The organism is Sphingopyxis sp. TUF1 (genome assembly GCF_036687315.1).
Classification (GTDB): Bacteria; Pseudomonadota; Alphaproteobacteria; order Sphingomonadales; family Sphingomonadaceae; genus Sphingopyxis; species Sphingopyxis kveilinensis.
Genome location: NZ_CP144683.1, coordinates 1,280,890 through 1,299,713, shown reverse-complemented (window position 1 = coordinate 1,299,713; position 18,824 = coordinate 1,280,890). Strand labels below are relative to the sequence as shown.

Annotated in this window: 16 protein-coding genes and 1 tRNA gene; 6 read left to right on the top strand and 11 right to left on the bottom strand. The window is 65.2% G+C overall.

Annotation, left to right across the window (positions count from 1 at the left end):
• Nucleotides 1-94: 94 nt before the first annotated feature.
• Both VSX77_RS06175 and VSX77_RS06170 read right to left on the bottom strand, forming a co-directional pair.
• Nucleotides 95-502: a DoxX family protein gene (locus VSX77_RS06175; RefSeq protein ID WP_338426774.1), complete on the bottom strand. Its 408-nt coding sequence runs from the start codon at nt 500-502 to the stop codon at nt 95-97.
• Nucleotides 499-1,803, bottom strand: coding sequence for an FAD-dependent oxidoreductase (locus tag VSX77_RS06170; protein ID WP_338426773.1), 1,305 nt, complete (start codon nt 1,801-1,803; stop codon nt 499-501). Before VSX77_RS06170 ends, VSX77_RS06175 begins: the two co-directional genes overlap by 4 nt.
• Before the next feature lie 154 nt (nt 1,804-1,957).
• Here VSX77_RS06170 and VSX77_RS06165 point away from each other — a divergent pair.
• Nucleotides 1,958-2,031: transfer RNA gene (locus VSX77_RS06165), tRNA-Gln, on the top strand.
• 31 nt (nt 2,032-2,062) lie between these two features.
• Here VSX77_RS06165 and VSX77_RS06160 read toward each other — a convergent pair.
• The 4 genes from VSX77_RS06160 to VSX77_RS06145 are packed head-to-tail and all read right to left on the bottom strand — an operon-like array spanning nt 2,063 to nt 5,974.
• Nucleotides 2,063-2,968 carry a DUF5677 domain-containing protein gene (locus tag VSX77_RS06160; RefSeq protein ID WP_338426772.1) on the bottom strand — a complete coding sequence of 302 codons (906 nt, stop codon included), beginning with the start codon at nt 2,966-2,968 and terminating at the stop codon, nt 2,063-2,065.
• A 31-nt stretch (nt 2,969-2,999) separates the two neighbouring features.
• Nucleotides 3,000-3,728, bottom strand: a complete 729-nt coding sequence (locus tag VSX77_RS06155; protein WP_338426771.1) for a hypothetical protein — start codon at nt 3,726-3,728, stop codon at nt 3,000-3,002.
• A gap of 14 nt (nt 3,729-3,742) precedes the next feature.
• Nucleotides 3,743-4,954, bottom strand: a complete 1,212-nt coding sequence (locus VSX77_RS06150) for a toxic anion resistance protein (protein WP_338426770.1) — start codon at nt 4,952-4,954, stop codon at nt 3,743-3,745.
• 51 nt (nt 4,955-5,005) lie between these two features.
• Entirely contained in the window at nt 5,006-5,974 is a 969-nt protein-coding gene (locus VSX77_RS06145; protein ID WP_338426769.1) for a bile acid:sodium symporter family protein, read from the bottom strand.
• A gap of 453 nt (nt 5,975-6,427) precedes the next feature.
• On the opposite strand from VSX77_RS06145, the gene VSX77_RS06140 reads away from it, so the two are divergent.
• Complete coding sequence (locus tag VSX77_RS06140) at nt 6,428-7,078, top strand: 5'-methylthioadenosine/S-adenosylhomocysteine nucleosidase (RefSeq protein ID WP_338426768.1); 651 nt, start codon at nt 6,428-6,430, stop codon at nt 7,076-7,078.
• A 219-nt stretch (nt 7,079-7,297) separates the two neighbouring features.
• Here the strand turns inward: VSX77_RS06140 and VSX77_RS06135 are convergent, their stop codons facing one another.
• On the bottom strand, nt 7,298-8,305 hold the full coding sequence (locus VSX77_RS06135; RefSeq protein WP_338426767.1) for a cytochrome d ubiquinol oxidase subunit II: 1,008 nt from the start codon (nt 8,303-8,305) through the stop codon (nt 7,298-7,300).
• The gene (locus VSX77_RS06130) at nt 8,302-9,684 is read right to left on the bottom strand and encodes a cytochrome ubiquinol oxidase subunit I (protein WP_338426766.1); all 1,383 of its coding nucleotides are present in this window, start codon (nt 9,682-9,684) and stop codon (nt 8,302-8,304) included. Before VSX77_RS06130 ends, VSX77_RS06135 begins: the two co-directional genes overlap by 4 nt.
• 202 nt (nt 9,685-9,886) lie before the next feature.
• Between VSX77_RS06130 and typA the strand changes: the two genes are divergently transcribed.
• From typA to VSX77_RS06110, 4 genes are all read left to right on the top strand, one after another.
• Nucleotides 9,887-11,719 carry a translational GTPase TypA gene (gene typA, locus VSX77_RS06125; protein ID WP_338426765.1) on the top strand — a complete coding sequence of 611 codons (1,833 nt, stop codon included), beginning with the start codon at nt 9,887-9,889 and terminating at the stop codon, nt 11,717-11,719.
• A gap of 71 nt (nt 11,720-11,790) precedes the next feature.
• Nucleotides 11,791-12,336 (top strand): pseudouridine synthase, encoded by a 546-nt coding sequence (locus VSX77_RS06120; protein ID WP_338426764.1) that lies wholly within the window; start codon nt 11,791-11,793, stop codon nt 12,334-12,336.
• A 131-nt stretch (nt 12,337-12,467) separates the two neighbouring features.
• Complete coding sequence (locus tag VSX77_RS06115) at nt 12,468-12,938, top strand: hemerythrin domain-containing protein (protein WP_338426763.1); 471 nt, start codon at nt 12,468-12,470, stop codon at nt 12,936-12,938.
• 53 nt (nt 12,939-12,991) lie between these two features.
• Nucleotides 12,992-13,261: a DUF3297 family protein gene (locus tag VSX77_RS06110; RefSeq protein WP_338426762.1), complete on the top strand. Its 270-nt coding sequence runs from the start codon at nt 12,992-12,994 to the stop codon at nt 13,259-13,261.
• Nucleotides 13,262-13,540: 279 nt separating this feature from the next.
• On the opposite strand, the gene VSX77_RS06105 is transcribed toward VSX77_RS06110, so the two are convergent.
• From VSX77_RS06105 to VSX77_RS06095, 3 genes are all read right to left on the bottom strand, one after another.
• Entirely contained in the window at nt 13,541-14,125 is a 585-nt protein-coding gene (locus VSX77_RS06105; protein ID WP_338426761.1) for a CHAP domain-containing protein, read from the bottom strand.
• 251 nt (nt 14,126-14,376) lie between these two features.
• Nucleotides 14,377-16,731: a putative bifunctional diguanylate cyclase/phosphodiesterase gene (locus tag VSX77_RS06100; RefSeq protein WP_338426760.1), complete on the bottom strand. Its 2,355-nt coding sequence runs from the start codon at nt 16,729-16,731 to the stop codon at nt 14,377-14,379.
• 300 nt (nt 16,732-17,031) lie between these two features.
• Nucleotides 17,032-18,783 (bottom strand): fatty acyl-AMP ligase, encoded by a 1,752-nt coding sequence (locus VSX77_RS06095; protein WP_338426759.1) that lies wholly within the window; start codon nt 18,781-18,783, stop codon nt 17,032-17,034.
• Between the last annotated feature and the right edge of the window lie 41 nt (nt 18,784-18,824).

The window sequence follows — 18,824 nt, the reverse complement described above, 5'->3', positions numbered from 1 at the left end:
AAAAGCGTGTCATTGCGAGGAGCCGGAGGCGACGCGGCAATCCAGAGTAGCGTAAACCCGCTCTGGATTGCTTCGCTCCGCTCGCAATGACGAATCAGAGATTGGGTTTCTTCCCGAACGGCCACTCCACCGCGCCGCTCGCCCATAGCGCCCACCAGATAATGAGTGGCTGCGCGGCGAGCCGCGGGCCGTGATACCACCAGCCGAGCGTTTCGCCACCGATCGCGACATTGGCGAGCGCATGATGCACGTTGGCGGGCCAGACGCAGAGCGCATAGAGTGCAAGGCCCCAGCCCGCCGCCTTGCGGGTGGCGGGAATCATCAGCCCGATCGCGCCCGCGATTTCGGCGATCCCCGTTGCGGCGACGACCAGTTCGGGCTGCGGCACCCACGGCGGCGTGATCGCGACGAAGGGGGCGGGAGTCGCCAGATGCCGCCAGCCTGCATAGCCATAGGCGAGCGCGAGGAGCCAGCGCAGCGCCGTGCGGACCCGCTCTCTCACCGCCCGATGGCTTGCAGCATCGCCTCGACGCTCGTGAATTTCTCGCGCGGGTTGCCGTCGAGCGCGGCGGCGACCTCCGCGGCCTCGATCCGGCGCCAGTCGCGGAAGGTGACGGGATGGATGCCGCGGCTGGCGAGCAGCGCGTCGAGCCCCGGCCGTCCCGCCTTGGCTGCGCCGCGGCCGATGTCGTCCAGCACCATTTCGCCGATACGCGCGCCGTCGGGCTTGTTGGTGCCGATCGTCCCCGACGGTCCGCGCCGCGCCCAGCCGACGCAATAGAGGCCGGGCAATATCCGCCCCTCGTCATTCGCAAAGCGGCCGCGGCCATGTTCATAGGGCACCCCGGGGATCGGCGGCGTCTGATAGCCGATGCAACTGATCACCAGTCCCGCGTCGACGGCATAGGTTTCGCCCGTGCCATGGCTGCGCAGATCGGCGTCGAGCCTCGTTCGTTCGACAATCACGCGCTGGACGCGGCCGCCATTTTCCTGCGCGCCCTCGATCGCGACGGGCATCGCGAAGAAATCGAAATCGATCGTCACCGGCTTGGCGACCGGATTGGCGGCAAAGCTGCGCAGGTGCGTCACCGACTTGCGCATCCCGGGTTCAAGCAGCGCGTCCTCGCCCTCGTCCGGAAGATCGGCGGGGTCGACGCGCGGGCTCGCGCGTTCGAGATGGCCAAGCTCGCCCAGCTCCTTGGGCGTCATCGCAATCTGGTGCGGGCCGCGGCGGCCGAGAATGTGGATATGCCGCACCGCGCTGGCCGCGAGCGCGTCGCGCGCATGGGCGACGATGTCGCTGCCCGCAAACTCTTGGCGGGTCTTGGCCAGGATGCGTGCGACGTCGAGCGCGACATTGCCGTTGCCGATCACCGCGACGCCGGGGGCGTCGAGCGGCGGATCGAGATGCGCGAAATCAGGGTGGCCGTTGTACCAGCCGACGAAGGCCGCGCTGCCGATCACGCCGGGGCGGTCGGCGCCGGGAATGTCGAGCGGCCGGTCGTTCGGCGCGCCGGTCGCCAGGATGACCGCGTCGTATAGCGCGACCAGCTCGTCGATGCTGACGTCGCTGCCGACCGCGACATGGCCGACGAAACGGACATTGTCGGTCAGCGCGACGCCCTCATAACGGCGCGACACCGCCTTGATTGACTGATGATCGGGCGCGACGCCAGTGCGGATCAGGCCATAGGGAACGGGCAGGCGATCAATGACGTCGATCGCCACATCGTCCGCCTTCTGCAATGTTTCGGCGGTATAATAGCCCGCCGGACCCGACCCGACGATCGCGACATGACGCATCAGCCCACTCCTATGCGGGTGCCTGCGCCGGGACGCGGCCCCTTTGTTATGCGGGCGATGCTAGCGGCGAAATGCGGCAGGGCAAGCAGACTGTTGCACATGGACGCGGCGGCCTTGACAGCGCGCCCGCCGGATCATATTGCGCGCCCCTCTTTGCCCCGTCGTCTAATGGTAAGACTACGGATTCTGATTCCGTCTATCGAGGTTCGAATCCTCGCGGGGCATCCAGCTTATCGGTATTAGGTAGCGAACGCACCAGTTAGGGAGTTGGGCTTCCTTCCATGGGTTCCGCCAGCGTTTCAGCGATAGCGGGCAGTTCGTGTAGGCGGTCGAGGGCCTTACTCGCCAGTTCATGCAATTCAGACTGCCCGGTATATTTCGCAAAGCACTCGACAAGCCCGGCGTAGGCGAAGATGGCAGACACAAGTATGCTGAACTGATGATCCAGGATCGTAAGCCGAAACTCATCTGACGTCCTGGGCACACCGCGTCCGGGAAGTGTCAGTCCCCAGAAATATGCTGCGCTAAAATAAGTTCCGTGAACGATCTCGGAGGCATGGCGATAGATATTGAATGCCGCGACGTTGAGCGAGACCATCGCAGAGCCGGAGAAAGTTTCGGCGATAACATCAAGTCGCTGCTTAAGAGTTTTATCCGTCCAATCCTTCTCGCGACCATTTTTCGTCGTGAACTCGGCTAGCATGGAATTGAGGCGTGCAACCTCTTCCGGCAGAAGCTGTCCAGAATAACCGAGAGTTATCCTAGTCGCTCCTACTTCCCAATCGCGCTGCAAATCTCGGTAGGCTTTCACTTCTGCGTGCCGGACAGCCCGTGCTGCAATCTCGTGTCCGCCTGCCATTATGAAGCAAACGTTGATTGACCCTTCGATAATACTTCTCGCTATTGGGAAGGCGTCTCGCGCGCTAAGAGCTACTTCGTCGGTGAGCTTTAGTATCGAATGGCCGGATATTCCTACCATGTGGATCATCGTTAGGATGGTTCGCAGAACTTCCGGATCGCCCTGCGCTAAGGCAATTTCACCGTCGCGCTGTTTTGCGAGAAGCTGTAGGCAAAGATCGATGTGCCGCGTCTGAGAGAATAGGATTTCTCGCATCCCCTTCACCGTCTCTAACATCGGTGTGAGGCGGTTATTGGCATTAGCCATTCTGATCTACGGTATCAGATCGCACCCGGCGTCAGGCCTGACCGCCCGGCGCCTGTTCATCGTCGATGCCCTGATATTTAAGCTGGAGATAGCGTTCGCGCGTTGCGAGCTTGTCGAGTTCGCCTGCGGCGAGGTTGCGTGCGGCATTGCCGATCTCGCTTTCGAGCATTTTCAGGCCGCCGACGAGCGTTTCATCGGGGGTGCGCCCGGCGTGGACTTCCTTGCGGAGGCCCGCGGGGATGCGCTGATAACCCGCAACGAGTTCGGGCAGGTCTTCGCCGACGAGCTTACGAATGTTCGCCGCCGCGGGGCTCGATGCGTCGAGCGTCTGGAGCTGCGGCGCGAGCAGGTCGAGCTGGACGCCGATGCCGTCGACCAGCTGGCGCGCGGGGGCGGGGAGCGCGGGGCGCTGTGCCTCCAGCCAGATTTCGGTTCGCCCGGCGAGTTGCTTGAGTTCGGTTTTCGGCAGGTCGGCCTGGCGCGGCTCGGGGAAGGGCGGCCATTTGCCGAAGAGCACGGCGACGCCGATGAGCAGCACGAATAGCGCGAGCAGGCCGGTGAAGCCGAGCGGCTGGATCAGCGCGCCGAACACGGCGGCGCCGAGCAGCAGCACGCCGCCCGCGATCAGCATCCGGCCGAGCTTCTTGTAGAGATGCTGGCGGCGCAGCGCGACGCTCTTGGTGCCGATCGGCCGCCGCCGGTCGCGCGAGCGTTCGATCGCCGATTCGGCCGAGAGGCGAATCTTGTCGACTTCGCTCATGCTCATCGCGTGCCTTAGCCTTCGAGCGAGGCGAGCGGGCTGTCGGCGCCGCCGACGCTCGCCTGCGCCTGGGATGCGCCCTCGGCGCGCGCGATATAGCCCTTCGACTTCGCGACCTCGCCCTCCAGCGTGTTGACCGTGGTCTTCATGCTGTCGAGCGCCTTCAGCTTGAAGGTGTCGATCGCGTCCATCGTGTCGTAGATATTCTGGAACGCGCGCTGGAGCGTCTCCATCGGGATCGTGCTCGACGCCGCCTGTTCGTGGATGCGCGCGGTATTGTCCTTCAGCATCTTCGACGTGCCGTCGATGATGTTGGCGGTGGTGGTGTTGAGCGCGGTGATCTGTTCGAGCACCAGCTTCTGGTTGGTCATCGCCTGCGCGACGGTGATCGCGGTTTTCAGCGCGCCGACGGTCGTGGTGCTGGCGCGATCGACGCCCTTCACCAGTTCGACGTTGTTCTTCTTTACCAGGTCGAGCGCGAGATAGCCCTGCACCGTCACCGCCATTTGCGTGAGCAGATCCTGCGTGCGCTGGCGCGCATAGAAAAGCGCATTCTCGCGCAGCACCTTGGCCTTCGCGGGATCGATGCCGTCGAGCTCGTTCGCCTTGGCTTCGAGTTTTTCGTCGAGTGTCTGGGCGATGTGGACCATCTGCTCGAGCTTGCCCATCGATTCCCACATCTTGCGGCGCTCGACGTCGATCGCCGCATTGTCCATGAGCAGCTCGTCCTTGCCGTTGGCGAGCGCGGTCAGGATGCCGCCGATATGCGTCTGCGCGCTGCGATACTGCGCGAAATAATTGTTGATCTTGCCGCCGAAAATCTTGTCGAGAAACCCGCGCTTGGTGAGCAGCTTGCCGTTCGCCGACGGGTCGAGCCGTTCGACGGTGGTGCGAAGTTCGATCAGGTTCTGGCCGATGTCGGTGTCGCGGTCCATCGCGCGGATCGGGCGGTCGAGAAAGCGGTTCGAATGGCTCGCCGCCTCCAGCATTTCCTTGCGGCCCATATTGGTGATCTGGTCGACCTTCTGCCCGAAGGCGGGCGAATTGACGTCCTGCGCAACCAGATCGTCGATGAAGCCGTCGACGCGCTCGGCGAGTTTCGATTTCTGTTCGGTCGACAGCGGCACGAGGCCCGCCGCCTTTTCGGCGGAAACCGCCGGGACGGGTTCGGGCGGGGTCAGCTTCAGCTCGTCGGTTGCGGTTGCTGTCGCGGTCTGCTCGCTCATTCGTCTTCCTTCCAGCCCCTTGCCACGGCCTATATGGCACGCGCACCTGTGTTATTCAAGCACTACACCCTCGTCCGCTTTCAGCGCCGGTGCGATCCACGCGGAGAGGATCAGTTGCGCCATATGATAGACGAGGATCGGAACGAGCACCATGCCGGCAATCGCCGGCGGAAACAGTGTCGCGGCGAGCGGCGCGCCCACCGCAATGCTTTTCTGCGCGCCCGAAAAGAGCAGGGTGATGCGGTCGGGCCGCGCGAGGCGGAGCAGTGCGCCCAGCGCCCAGGCGCCGCCGAAGGACAATGCGAGCATCAGCGCGGTGACGGCGAGGACGATGGCGATCTCGCGCCCGTCGAGCAGGGTCCAGATGCCCGCCACGACCGCGGCCGAAAAGGCGACATAGACGGCGATCGCGATCGCGGTGCGGTCCATGAAAGTCGCAAGACCGCGATGCGCGAGCACCCATGGGCGCAGCCAGCGCTGGACGAGCTGCCCGACGGCAAAGGGGACGAGCAGGATCGACACGATGCGCAGTACCGCCGCGCCGTGAATCTCGCCCGCGCCGCCCGCGAGCAGCGCGAAGAGCATCGGCGACAGGACGACGCCGCTCAGATTGAGCAGCGCCGCGGCGACGACGCTCGCGGCGACATTGCCGCCCGCCATCGAACTTGCGGCGGTCGCCGACTGGACGGTCGAGGGCAGGATGCCGAGGAAAAGGAAACCGAGTGCGAGCGTCGCGGGGAGCCAAGGTGTAAGCGTGGCCTGTGCGGCCAAGCCGAGCAATGCCATCGCGCCGAAGCAAAAGAGGAACGCCGCGCCCTGCAGCGTCCAGTTGCGGATCCCGTGCAACACCTCGTCGCGGGGCAGCCGCACGCCGTTCAGGAAAAAGAGCAGGACGATCGCCGCGGTCGAAATCGCCTCGGCGACCGGAACCGCGGCGCCGCGTACCGGCAACAGGCTCGCGAGCAGGATCGTTCCGAGCAGCAGGGGAACGAAACGGTCGGGGAAGATGCGCGCGAGCATGGGCGTGAGCGATGGCGGGGCGACGCGTGCTTGGCAAGTGCGGCGCGCGATGGAGGGCTTAAAGCGACAAAATATACGCATAGGCGCGCCGAAACTGTCTCCTTTGTCGCTTTAAGAGCGCTTTGCGGATGCCGACGATGTCAAAGAGCAGGGCAGGATGCTGGCACGGCGGGGACATGTAGGACAGCGATATCTGAGGGGGCCGACGGTGGGGGTAAGGGAGTGCGACCCCCGAATCCTCCCTGTGGCCGCAGGCCATGGGGAGGGGGACCGCGCCAGAAGGGCGTGGTGGAGGGGCTACGACGTTGGCGCAAAAGCCCCTCCGTCAGCCCTGCGGGCTGCCACCTCCCCATCGCTTCGCGACAGGGAGGATCTTATGTCCGCGATCGGTCGCAACCGCCCACGCACGCGCAAATCTCTCGCATCCGCGCGCGCCGCCGTTACAGAAAAGCGATGGCCCATATCCTGATTCTCGCCGCCCTTCCCGAAGAGGGCGATGCGCTGTTCCCCGGCAAGGGGGACCAGCAGGACGGCACATTCGCGGTCCGCCGCCTCGCCGTGCATCGCCATGATGTCGCCATCGCGACCTGCGGGCTCGGCAAGGTCAACGCCGCGCTGTGCGCGGGTGCGCTCGCGCGCGATGCCGACGTCGTCCTGATGAGTGGCACCTGCGGGGCGCTGGGCGCGGCGCCGGGGGCTTACTGGATCGGTGAGGCGTTGCAGCATGATTATGGCGCGAACGAACCCGGCCGCTTCCGCCGCTACCGCGCCGGCGACTGGCCGATGGGCGAGCCGGGCGAGGCGCACTTTGCGGCGATGCCCGATCCGGGGCTGGGCCTGCCCCACGCGCGGATCGCCAGCGGCGACAGCTTCGTCGCCTGCCCCGCCGCCGCGGCCGACCTCAAATCGCTCGGCGCGACGCTGGTCGATATGGAGGTCGGCGCGGTCGCGCAGGCGGCGATGCGGCTCGGCAAACCGTGGGCGGCGATCAAGGCGGTTACCGACGAAGCGAACGATGCGAGCGGCGGCGATTTCCAGGCGAACCTGCTGCGCGCGGCGCGGCTGGCGGGGCGAGAGGTCGAGCGGCTGGTCGCGATGCTGTGAGTGGGGGCTAGCGACCGATTGCGGACCTAAGATCCTCCCTGTGCCGTAGGCATGGGGAGGTGGCAGCGCGCAGCGCTGACGGAGGGGCAATGGCACTACCGTCGCGGCCCCTCCACCACCGCCTGCGGCGGCGGTCCCCCTCCCCATCGCTGCGCGACAGGGAGGATTTAACGTCCGCTTCCCACCCCAAAACCACCATGGGCGCCTGCGAACGATGGCCTACTCGTAGCTGAGGTGCGTCGCTTTTCCCCGGAAAATCCAGTGCGCGAGGATCGAATATCCCAAAATCACCGGCAGCACGAACAAGGCGCCGATCAGGATGATCGTCAGCGATTCGGGCGAGGCCGCCGCTTGCCAGATGTCGAGTCGGTCGGCGATCAGATAGGGATAGAAGCTGTACGCGATGCCGACGAAGCCCAGCGCGAAGAGGATGCCCGCGGTCGCGAGCGGCACCCAGCTCAATTCGTCTTTCGCGCGCAGCGGGCGGCGGAGGAAGATCGCGAGCCCGACGAACAAGGTCGCGGCGGCGATCGGGATCGGCAGCAGCGCGATGATTTCGGGCAGGCGGAACCAGCGGTCGAAGATGCGCTGTGACAGCAAAGGCGTCGCGACCGAGATGATCGCCATCGCGAGCGCGGTCAGCCACAGCGTCACCTCCGCCCAGCGCACCGCGCGCTGCTGAAGCTCGCCCTCGACCTTGTAGATCAGCCAGCACGCGCCGACGAACAGATAGCCCGCGACGAGTCCCAGCGCGGCGAGCAGGCAGAACAGCACCGCGGCAACGCTCTGGTCGAACCCCAGCACATAGGCGCCGAGCATATAGCCCTGGCACAAGGCGGCGAGCAGCGACCCGGCGAAAAAGGCATTGTCCCAGCGATGTTTATGCTCGGGCGGCGCCTTGGCGCGGAACTCGAACGACACGCCGCGCAGGATGAGCGCAACGAGCATCAGCGCGACGGGCAGGTAAAGCTGCGTCAGGATCAGCCCGTGCGCGACCGGAAAGGCGACGAGCAGCAGGCCGATGCCGAGCACGAGCCAGGTTTCGTTGGCGTCCCAGAAGGGGCCGATCGACGCGACCATCAGGTCGCGGTTCGCGTCCTTTTCCAACCGCGTCAGCATCCCGACGCCGAGGTCATAGCCGTCGAGGATGACATAGAGCAGGATCGACAGCCCCATCAGCCCGGCAAAGATCACGGGCAACCACCAGGGATCGAAGAAGGGCGTCATGCCGGTTCCTCCTGCGGGGCGGCGGGGCCGGGTGCGGTGGGCACAGGGAACATCGGCTTGTCGTTTGGCGCCGCCTTGCCGAGCCGCGCGAGCCGATAGAGTACCGCGATATAGGCGGCGAGCAGCACGGCATAGACCGCGAGATACAGCGTCAGCGAACTCGCGACCATCGCGCCGCCGACCGGGCCGACGGCATCGGCGGTCCTGAGCACCCCGGTAACGAGCCAGGGCTGGCGGCCGATTTCGGTGACGTACCAGCCCGCAAGTGTCGCGGCCCAGCCGCTGAAGGTCATCGCAACAAGCGCGCGCGCGAGCCATTTCGGCAGGGCATCGACCCCGCGCCGCCGGATCGTCCACGCCGCATACCACGAGACCGCGAGCATCAGCAGACCGATGCCGACCATGATCCGAAACCCCCAGAACAGCGGGCCGACCGGGGGATGATCGCCTTCATAATCGTTGAGGCCGGGGACGACGCCCCCGGCATGGTGCGTGAGGATCAGGCTGGCGCCCGAGGGGATCGCGATTTCCAGATCGTTGGTGCGGGCGTCTTCGTCGGGGATGGCAAAGAGGATCAGCGGCGCGTGGGGCTGTGTCTCCCAATTGGCTTCCATCGCCGCGACCTTTTGCGGCTGGTGCTCCAACGTGTTGAGCCCATGCAGGTCGCCGACGAAAATCTGCACCGGGATCAGCAGCGCGGCGGCATAGATGGCGGCTTTTAATGTTCGCCGCACGCCTTCGCCGCCGCCGTCCTTCAGCCAGCGCCACGCGCTCATCCCCGCGATCAGGAAAGCGACGGTCAGCGCCGAGGCGATCAGCATATGCGTCAGGCGGTAAGGCATCGAGGGATTGAAGACGATCGCCCACCAGTCGGTCGCGTGGACGACGCCGCCCCGAATTTCATAACCCACCGGAGTCTGCATCCAGCTGTTGAGCACGATGATCCAGAAGGCGGACAAGGTCGTGCCCGCGGCGACAAGGACGGTCGCTAGCGTGTGCATCCAGTTGGGGACACGGCTGAAGCCAAAGAGCATGATGCCGAGAAAGACAGCTTCGAGGAAGAAAGCGGTGAGCACTTCATAGGCGAGCAGCGGGCCCGCAATATTGCCCACCTTTTCCATATAGCCCGGCCAGTTGGTGCCGAACTGGAAACTCATCGTGATGCCCGACACTACCCCCATCGCAAAACTGAGCGCGAATATCTTCACCCACAAGCGATAGGCGTCCATCCAAGCGGCATCGCCGGTGCGGTTATACGCAAGCTTGAAGCCCAGCAGCGCCCAGCCGAGCGCGATCGTGATCGTCGGGAAAAGGATATGAAAGCTGATGTTCGCGGCGAACTGGATGCGCGCGAGCATGAGCGGGTCGAATTCCGTCATTGGTGCCGTCCGCATTGACGATCCAACGTGCGGACCGCGAAGGCTTGATACCACAAAGCGGCGCCGCGTTGCACTTGGACAAAAGGACCAAGGGCGACCGCGCCGCATCCGCAATCATGTTGCGCCGCAGCACCCATTCTGTTAGGGGCGCGGCGTTTCGCGGTGCCTTGGGCGCTGCCCCCTTCCATCAAGGCTTATCCGCATGTCTTTGCGCAATATCGCCATCATCGCGCACGTCGATCATGGCAAGACCACCCTCGTCGACCAGTTGTTCCGCCAGTCGGGCACGTTCCGCGACAACCAGCGCGTCGAAGAACGCGCAATGGATTCGAACGATCTGGAAAAGGAACGCGGGATCACCATCCTCGCGAAATGCACCAGCGTCGAATGGGGCGAAGGCGAAAACACAACGCGCATCAACATCGTCGATACGCCGGGCCACGCCGATTTCGGCGGCGAGGTCGAGCGCATCCTGAGCATGGTCGACGGCGTCATCCTGCTCGTCGATGCGGCCGAAGGGCCGATGCCGCAGACCAAGTTCGTCACCGGCAAGGCGCTCGCGCTGGGCCTGAAGCCGATCGTCGTCGTCAACAAGATCGACCGCAGCGATGCGCGCGCCGCCGAAGTGCTCGACGAGGTGTTCGAACTGTTCCTGACGCTCGAAGCCAATGACGAGCAGCTCGATTTCCCGATTCTCTATGCCTCGGGCCGCGGCGGCTATGCCTCGCCCGATCCCGAAGCGCGCGAGGGCACGCTGGAGCCGCTGTTCCAGACGATCGTCAGCCATGTGCCGACGCCGGGGCTCGACGAGAACGCGCCCTTCACCTTTCTCGCCACGCTGCTCGACCGCGACAATTTCATCGGCCGTATCCTGACAGGCCGCGTCCAGTCCGGCTCGGTCAAGGTCAACCAGCCGATCCATGCACTCGACATGGACGGCAAGGTCATCGAAACCGGCCGCGCGTCGAAGCTGCTCGCCTTCCGCGGGCTCGATCGCGTTCCCGTCGATGAAGCGAAAGCGGGCGACATCGTCGCGATCGCCGGCCTCACCAACGCGACCGTCGCAAACACCATCGCCGACACCAGCGTCAGCGAACCGATCGCCGCGCAGCCGATCGACCCGCCGACGCTATCGATGCGCTTTGCGGTAAACGATTCACCGATGGCGGGCCGCGAGGGCAGCAAGGTGACGAGCCGCATGATCCGCGACCGCCTGTACCGCGAAGCCGAAACCAATGTCGCGATCCGCATCACCGAAAGCGCCGACAAGGACAGCTTCGAAGTCGCGGGCCGCGGCGAGCTTCAGCTCGGCGTGCTCATCGAAACGATGCGCCGCGAAGGCTTCGAGCTCGGCATCAGCCGCCCGAAAGTGCTCTACGGCACCGACGAAAGCGGCGCACGCACCGAACCCTATGAAACCGTCGTCATCGACGTCGACGACGAACATTCGGGCACGGTCGTCGAGAAGATGCAGATCCGCAAAGCCGACCTCACCGACATGCGCCCGTCAGGCGGTGGCAAGACACGCATCACCTTCAGCGGCCCGAGCCGCGGCCTGATCGGCTATCACGGCGAATTCCTGTCCGACACGCGCGGCACCGGGATCATGAACCGGTTGTTCGAGAAGTACGGCCCGTACAAGGGCGTGATCGAGGGCCGCAAGAATGGCGTCCTCATTTCGAACGGCAATGGCGAGGCTGTTGCTTATGCCTTGGGCCCGCTCGAAGAGCGTGGCATCCTGTTCGTGTCGCCCGGCGAGGCGCTTTATGAGGGCATGATCATCGGCGAAAATGCCAAGCCCGAGGATCTGGAAGTCAACCCGATGAAGTCGAAGCAGCTCACAAACTTCCGTTCGACGGGCAAGGACGACGCGATCCGTCTGACCCCGCCGCGGCGCATGACGCTGGAACAGGCGATCGCGTACATAGACGATGACGAAATGGTCGAGGTGACACCCAAGAATATCCGCATCCGCAAGGCGATCCTCGATCCGCACGAGCGGAAGAAGGCGAGCCGCAAGAAGGAAGCGGCGTAACGCCCACGGCGGAAGACAATCGTCGCCCCCGCCTTCGCGGGGGCGACGGGGTTGTTTGGGGAGGACATGCCTTGGCCCGCCTGATCCTGTTCAACAAACCCTATGGCGTCCTCTCGCAATTCACCGATCGCGGCAGCGAAAGCGCGCGCGCGACGCTGTCCGATTATATCGACGTGCCAGGCGTCTATCCCGCCGGGCGGCTCGACAGGGACAGCGAGGGCCTGCTGATCCTGACCGACGACGGCGCGCTGCAGGCGCGGATTTCGTCGCCGAAGCACAAGATGCCCAAAACCTATCTGGCGCAGGTAGAGGGCGAGCCCGGCGAGGCGGCGCTGGCAGCGCTCCGCCGCGGGGTCACGCTCAACGACGGCCCGACCCGCCCCGCGACCGTCCGCCGCATCGATCCGCCGATGCTGTGGGACCGCGACCCGCCGGTGCGGTACCGCAAGAGCGTGCCCGACGCGTGGATCGAACTCGCCATCACCGAAGGCCGCAACCGTCAGGTTCGGCGAATGACCGCCGCGGTCGGCCATCCGACGCTGCGGCTGGTGCGCTGGCGGATCGGCGAGTGGGAGATTGGCGAGCTGGCGCCGGGGGAATGGCGCGAGGCCCGGTGAAATTCAGGCTCCGAGCAGGCGGGCATCGCCCCCGGCGGGGACCAGGGTTGAGATTCACTTTCCTTTCACGCCCATCAGCCTATTCTCACGGACAGGGGACCGCTCGCACCGCGAGAAAAACCATTATGGCCATGAGCCGTGAAATGGAGCGATTGCGCGCCGAACATGCGGCGCTGATCGCGCTGGCGCGGATTATACTGGCGATGATGAAGGAACCGGCGCCTGCACGCCTCGCCGATTTGGCATCGGCGCGGCGCGCGCTTGGCGAGACGCTGGTTCGGCATCTGAAATGCGAGGATTGGGCGCTGTATCCCCGCTTGCGGACAAGCGGCGAGCCCGAGCTTGTTCGCGTCACGCGCGATTTCGAGCTGGAGATGGGCGATCTCGCCGACGATTTCGCCGCCTATGACGGCAAATGGACTGCCGAGCGGGTCGCGGCCGACTGGGACGGGTTCCGGCGCGAGACGATGATCGTGTTCGACCTGCTCAAGCTTCGTATCGAGCGCGAGGAGCGCGAGCTTTATCCGCTCGCCGACCGGCTTTATCTGGCGGCCGCGCCGATGATCGCGCCCGGCAACGCGCCGGCGCGCCTTCGCGATTGACGATGGTGGCCCCGCCCCGCTAGGGCCGCGCATCATTTTTGGGAAAATTGTCCATGACCGATACGCCGCCCGACCGCATGTCGACCAATCCGCGCTCGCCCCATTTCGACCTTGAGGTGCTGCAACGCGGCATCGGCATCCGTTTCAAGGGCAAGGAGCGCACTGACGTCGAGGAATATTCGATCTCCGAAGGCTGGATCCGCGTCGCTGCAGGGAAGTCGAAGGACCGCTTCGGCCAGCCGATGACGATCAAGCTGTCGGGCGAGGTCGAGGCGTGGTTCGAAGACACTGCGGGCGAAGGCGACGCACCCGGCGGCGAGTGAACCGGTAGGCGCGTGCCCCGCTCGCGTCATTGCGGGCGCAGCGAAGCATTCTCCAGCTATCGTCTCGCCCGATCGACGGGTGGAGCTTGCTTCGTCCCCCGGATCAAGTCCGGGGTCCTCGCAAAGACGAAGGGCGTTTCCATGATAAGCGGATAAGCGCCGACTGAGCCGCTTTCGCGCCCCTTCGACGTCCTCAAAAAGGGGGAAGCCACCCGGAGCGGCGGACCGTCCCGAGTGGCTTCGTCGCTCGCCGAGCCCTTGGAGGTGGGGGGGATAGGCTCAGTTGCCGAGCGAGGCGGCAACGAGCGCAAGGCCGTTGCCGGGTTTCCAGTCATTCTGTGCCCAGACGGGCGCCTTGAAGCTTGGCGCCGGGGTCGCGCCGTCGGGCTCGCCATCGGCATAGATGAAGCCCTGCACAGGATTGGGGCGCAGCCCCAGGTCGCCGATCGGGGCGTACCATACGCGCACCAGGCTCCAGTCGCCGGCATCGCTGACATCGACGACGCGGACGCCGCGCTCGATCTGGCCACGGCGGCCATTGATCGGCGACCAGTTCGCATGGTCGATCAGGATTTCGCGATCGTTCAGCACCTTCTTGACCACCGCGACATGGCCCATCGGCATCCCGCGCGTGCCGGCAAAGGCCATGACCGCGCCCTGCCGCGGTTCGTCGCCGCGTTCATAGGTGCCCGCTGCCTGCGTCCACCAGGTTTTGGCATTGCCGCGGATGTCGACGCCCGATTCGGCGCGCGCGAAGGGGACGCACTGAAGATAGGAACTCGCCGCGGCGGGCACGCTTGCGAGCAGCCCGGCGACCGTCAGGACAGCCGCAATGGCGGCATTCAGAAAGCGGCGTTGGAACATGGATGCGACCCCCGGCTTGTCTTCAAGCGTTGGATCGTCTTTGCCACGCCAGTCGGCGGCGACCACCCGTCTAGCGACGAGCCGCGCCGCGGATGCGGTGGATCGGGGAACCTTTTGGACGGGCGTTCGACTCGTCGTGTACAGCATTCGGCTGGCCGCGCCACGCTTAGGTCGCCCCCGCGGAGGCGGGTGCCGCTGGAAAGGGAGCGCAAGGCTGACGGCGGCCCCCGCCTTCGCGGGGGCGACGATTGTTACGCGGCGGCTGTCGCCACGTCGTCGGGACGGCGGAACAGGGTCAGCACGTCGCTCGCGGGCATCGGGCGTCCGTAATAATAGCCCTGAATGTTCGAGCAGCCGAAGCTGCGCAACGTTTCAACCTCGAGCTCGGTCTCGGCGCCCTCGGCGGTGGTCGACATGCCGAGGCTGTCGGCGAGCGCGACGACGGCGCGGATGATCGCGATCGATTCGATGCTGCCCTTGGCGGCGCCGACGACGAAACTGCGGTCGACCTTGATCGTCGAAAATTGCGTTTTGCGAAGATAGCCGAGCGACGAATAGCCGGTGCCGAAGTCGTCGAGCGACAGGCGGATGCCGAGCGCGATCAGCTGATCGAGCAATTGCGCCGCGCCGCCGCCGTCGCGCAGGAAAACGCTTTCGGTAACCTCGATCTCCAGCCTTTGCGGCGACAGCCCGCTCTGCGCGAGTGCCGAGACGACGACCGATGCGAAGTTGGGGTCGGTGAGCTGGTCGGCCGATACGTTGATCGCGACCTTCAGGTTCGACGGCCATTTCATCGCCTCGCGGCACGCGGTGCGCAGCACCCATTCGCCGATCGGCGAAATGAGGCGCGCGTCCTCGGCGAGCGGGATAAAGCGGCCCGGCGAGACATTGCCGAGTTTCTGGTTGTGCCAGCGGATCAGCGCCTCGAACCCGTTGAGCGTGCCGTCTGCCGCGGTGACGACGGGCTGATAATATAGTTCGAACTCGCCGCGTTCGAGTGCGCCGCGCAGCTCCTGCTCCATCACGCGCCGTTCCTCGGCCTGCGCGTGCAGCGATGCGACATAGGGAGCGACGACGTTACCGCCGCGGTCCTTCGATTTATAGAGCGCAAGGTCGGCGTTGCGCGTCAGCGTTTCGACCGTTGCGCCGTCGGTGGGGCCGATCGCGAAGCCGACGCTGGCGCCGACGAACAGCTGGTGATTGTCGACGACATAGGGCCGGCTGATCGTCGTGATGATCCGCTGCGCCAGCTCCTCGGCGGCGTCGGCTGACGTCAAATTGTGGAGCACGACCGCAAATTCGTCGCCGCCGAGGCGGCCGCAGGTCATCCCCCGCTCGATCAACCCTTTGAGCCGAGCCGCGACCTGCGCGAGCAATTTGTCGCCGACGGGGTGGCCCAGTGTATCGTTGACCGCCTTGAAGCGGTCGAGGTCGATCATCAGCAGTGCGCAGCGCGACTTCGCCTCGATCGCATGGGTTAGCGCGCGGGCGAGATCTTCGTGGAGGCTGAGGCGGTTGGGCAGGCCGGTGAGATTGTCGAAGCGCGCCATCTTGGAAATTTGTTCGGCGGTTGCGCGCTGTTCGGTGACGTCCGACCCGACGCCGCGAAATCCCAGAAACTTGCCCGATTCGTCGAGGCGCGGCGAGGCGGACAGCTCCCACCAGCGCGGGCGGCCATCGATCGATACGGGCACGATTAGGTTCGAGAAACTCTCGCGCCGCTTCATCCGTTCGGCCATATCGTGCAGGCTTTTGGGGAACAGCCCGGTTTCCCACGCGTCGCCCGACAGCGCCTGAAGCAGAGGCACGCCTTCCAGCCCTTCGGCGGTGCCGCCAAGTGCATAAGCAAGGCGCGGCGAGACGTGGACGAGGCGACGGTTGCTGTCAGTCTGCCACAGCCAGTCGGCCGAGGTTTCCTCGAACTCGCGCAGCAGCAGGCTGACCGTCTCGCTTTTTTCGTGCAGCGTTTCTTCGGCGCGGCGCGAGCGGATATGGATTTGCGCAAAGCGGACGCAAAAGGCGACGAGGAGGACGCCGGCGACGAGCGCGACGACGGCGAGTTGCGGCGCACCTGCGCGGACGAGCGCCGCCGCCGCCGCCAGCGAGACCGGCATGATGAACAGCGCGCAGGCGAGCGGGACGCTGTGCGCAACGATCGCCAGCGTCAGCATCATCAGCACCGCGATCGTCCATATCGACAGGATATGGTCGAGACTGGGCGACAAACCCTCCAGCCAAAAGGGGATTGTCCATACCAGCGCGGAATAGAATGCGTGGCGGTTGCACTGCCGATATTCGGTGGTGCCCGGCAGCTTGGGGTCGCCGAACGGCAGGTTGCGGAACTGACGATAGGACCACAGGCTGAAGATTAAGGCGCACGCCAGCCAGCCGCCCGCGACCGGCAGCGCGACCTTGTGGATCATGGTCAGGAAGGCGACAATCGCCATGCCGATGCCCATCGCCAGGCGCAGCGCGCCACGGCCGCGGAGCGGCGCGAGCTGGAGCTGGCGAAGGTTGCCGGGGATCTGATCGCGCGGCGTCAGCCCCAAAAGGGTTCGCGCGGGAATGACGTCGGCGGCTATCGGATCGGTTGGCAGGCTTTTCACCCGTCCGGTTTAGCGGACGTGGGTTACTTGAAGGTAACCATCGCGCTGTTTTGAAGCGAATTTCTGTTCCGGGCGGGGACAGGATGGAGGATTGCGGGGGAATGAGGGGTTTTGGGGTGGGGAATGGTGATTAAATCCTCCCTGTGGCCGCAGGCCATAGGGAGGGGGACCGCCGCCGCAGGCGGTGGTGGAAGGGCGGCGACGGTAGTGCCATTGCCCCTCCGTCAGAGCTTCGCGCTGCCCCCTCCCCATCGCTTCGCACAGGGAGGATTTTACGCCCGCCGCCAGCCGTCCCCGCCCTTACGCCGCAATCGCAAAGGGCTGGATTTCCCCTGCAAGATATTGCGCGCGCGCTTTCGACCGGCTGAGTTTGCCCGAGCTGGTGCGCGGCAGGGTGCGCGGCGGGATGAGTTCGACGAGGCAGTTCATGCCGGTAATCGCGCGCACGCGGTCGCGGATCGTCTCACGCAGCGCGGCGCGCTCGGCATCGTCGCTGGTGCGGCACTGGACGAGCACCGCGGGGGTTTCCTCGCCGCCCGGTGTGGTGATCGCGAACGCCGCGATGTCGCCCGACTTGAACCCCGGCAATTGTTCGACCGCCCATTCGATGTCCTGCGGCCAGTGATTCTTGCCGTTGATGATGATCATGTCCTTGGCGCGGCCGACGATATAGATGTAACCGTTTGACAGATAACCCATATCGCCCGTGTCGAGCCAGCCGTCCTTCATGCAGGCATCGGTCGCCTCGGGGTCGCGGTAATAGCCGGTCATCAGCGACGGGCCGGTGCACCATACTTTGCCGACGGTCTGGTCGGGGAGCGGATTGCCCGCTTCGTCGCGGACCTCGATGGTCATATCCTTGACCGCCTTGCCGCAGTTGACGATCGCGCGGTAGCGCGTCGGGCGGCCCGAATCGTTCGCGGCGCCCGACAGTTCGGTTTCCTCGACGAGTTCGACGACGATGCCTTCGCCCGGCGGCATGATGCTGACCGCCAGCGTTGCTTCGGCGAGGCCATAGCTCGGCAGGAAGGCGCTTGCCTTGAAACCTGCGTCGGCAAAGGCGTCGACGAAAGCCTGCATTACGTCGGGGCGGATCATGTCGGCACCATTGCCCGCGACGCGCCAGCGCGACAGGTCGAAACGGTCGGCGACCTGGCTCTGGCTGGAAATGCGGCGCGCGCAAATGTCGTAACCAAAGGTCGGCGAATAGCTGAGCGTCGTGCCCGGATTGCGGCTGATAAGGTCGAGCCAGGCGAGCGGACGGCGCGCAAAATCCTCGGTCTTGAGGTAATCGACCGATACCTGGTTGGCGACGGGCGAGAGCAGGCAGCCGACGAGCCCCATGTCGTGATACCAGGGCAGCCACGACACGCAGCGGTCGGTCTCGCGCACTTCCATGCCGTGCGAATGCGCCGACAGATTGTTGAGCAGCGCGCCGTGCGTCACCGCGACGCCGTGCGGAAAGCGCGTCGAGCCGCTGCTATACTGAAGATAACAGGTTTCGTCGGTCTTTTGTTCGGGCAGATCGGAGACAGGCGCCGCGCGCGTTGCGAACTCGCTCCAGTCGATCGGTTCGACCCCACGCTGCGTGGCCGCTTCGGCGGCCATAGCGGCGATTTCGGGCGGGAAGAACAGCATTTTGGGATCGCAGCTTGTGAGCTGGACGACAAGCTGGCCGACATAGGAGTCGCGCCCGCCAAAGCTGGTCGGGAGCGGCAGCGGCACCGGCCAGGCGCCGGCATAGATGGTGCCGAAGAACAGCGCGGCGAATTCGGGGCCGGTTTCGGCAATCAGCGCGATTCGGTCGTTGGGCTTTACCCCCGCGGCGATCAGGCGATAGGCGGCGGCGAGCGCCTCGGCGCGCAGCTCGCTATAGGGATAGGGGCGGATCAGCTTTCCGCGCGGATCGTGGAAATTGAGCCCGCGCGTGCCGCTCGCGGCATAGTCGAGCGCTTCGCCGACGGTGGCAAAGTCCGAAAAACGGCGCGGCTGCGCGCATTCGGTCGGAGTCGGCACGAGCATGTCGGCCGAAGCAATGTTGGTATCGGTCATAAGGGGTGCGACGTCCCTTGATGCGGGCCGCGCGGCAACAA

Bases quoted from the DNA above. Each gene is read 5' to 3' on its own strand.
- VSX77_RS06170 (WP_338426773.1), bottom strand. From the start codon at position 1,803: ATGCGTCATGTCGCGATCGTCGGGTCGGGTCCGGCGGGCTATTATACC.
- VSX77_RS06160 (WP_338426772.1), bottom strand. From the start codon at position 2,968: ATGGCTAATGCCAATAACCGCCTCACACCGATGTTAGAGACGGTGAAG.
- VSX77_RS06155 (WP_338426771.1), bottom strand. From the start codon at position 3,728: ATGAGCGAAGTCGACAAGATTCGCCTCTCGGCCGAATCGGCGATCGAA.
- VSX77_RS06150 (WP_338426770.1), bottom strand. From the start codon at position 4,954: ATGAGCGAGCAGACCGCGACAGCAACCGCAACCGACGAGCTGAAGCTG.
- VSX77_RS06145 (WP_338426769.1), bottom strand. From the start codon at position 5,974: ATGCTCGCGCGCATCTTCCCCGACCGTTTCGTTCCCCTGCTGCTCGGA.
- VSX77_RS06140 (WP_338426768.1), top strand. From the start codon at position 6,428: ATGGCCCATATCCTGATTCTCGCCGCCCTTCCCGAAGAGGGCGATGCG.
- VSX77_RS06135 (WP_338426767.1), bottom strand. From the start codon at position 8,305: ATGACGCCCTTCTTCGATCCCTGGTGGTTGCCCGTGATCTTTGCCGGG.
- VSX77_RS06130 (WP_338426766.1), bottom strand. From the start codon at position 9,684: ATGACGGAATTCGACCCGCTCATGCTCGCGCGCATCCAGTTCGCCGCG.
- typA (WP_338426765.1), top strand. From the start codon at position 9,887: ATGTCTTTGCGCAATATCGCCATCATCGCGCACGTCGATCATGGCAAG.
- VSX77_RS06115 (WP_338426763.1), top strand. From the start codon at position 12,468: ATGAGCCGTGAAATGGAGCGATTGCGCGCCGAACATGCGGCGCTGATC.
- VSX77_RS06110 (WP_338426762.1), top strand. From the start codon at position 12,992: ATGACCGATACGCCGCCCGACCGCATGTCGACCAATCCGCGCTCGCCC.
- VSX77_RS06105 (WP_338426761.1), bottom strand. From the start codon at position 14,125: ATGTTCCAACGCCGCTTTCTGAATGCCGCCATTGCGGCTGTCCTGACG.
- VSX77_RS06095 (WP_338426759.1), bottom strand. From the start codon at position 18,783: ATGACCGATACCAACATTGCTTCGGCCGACATGCTCGTGCCGACTCCG.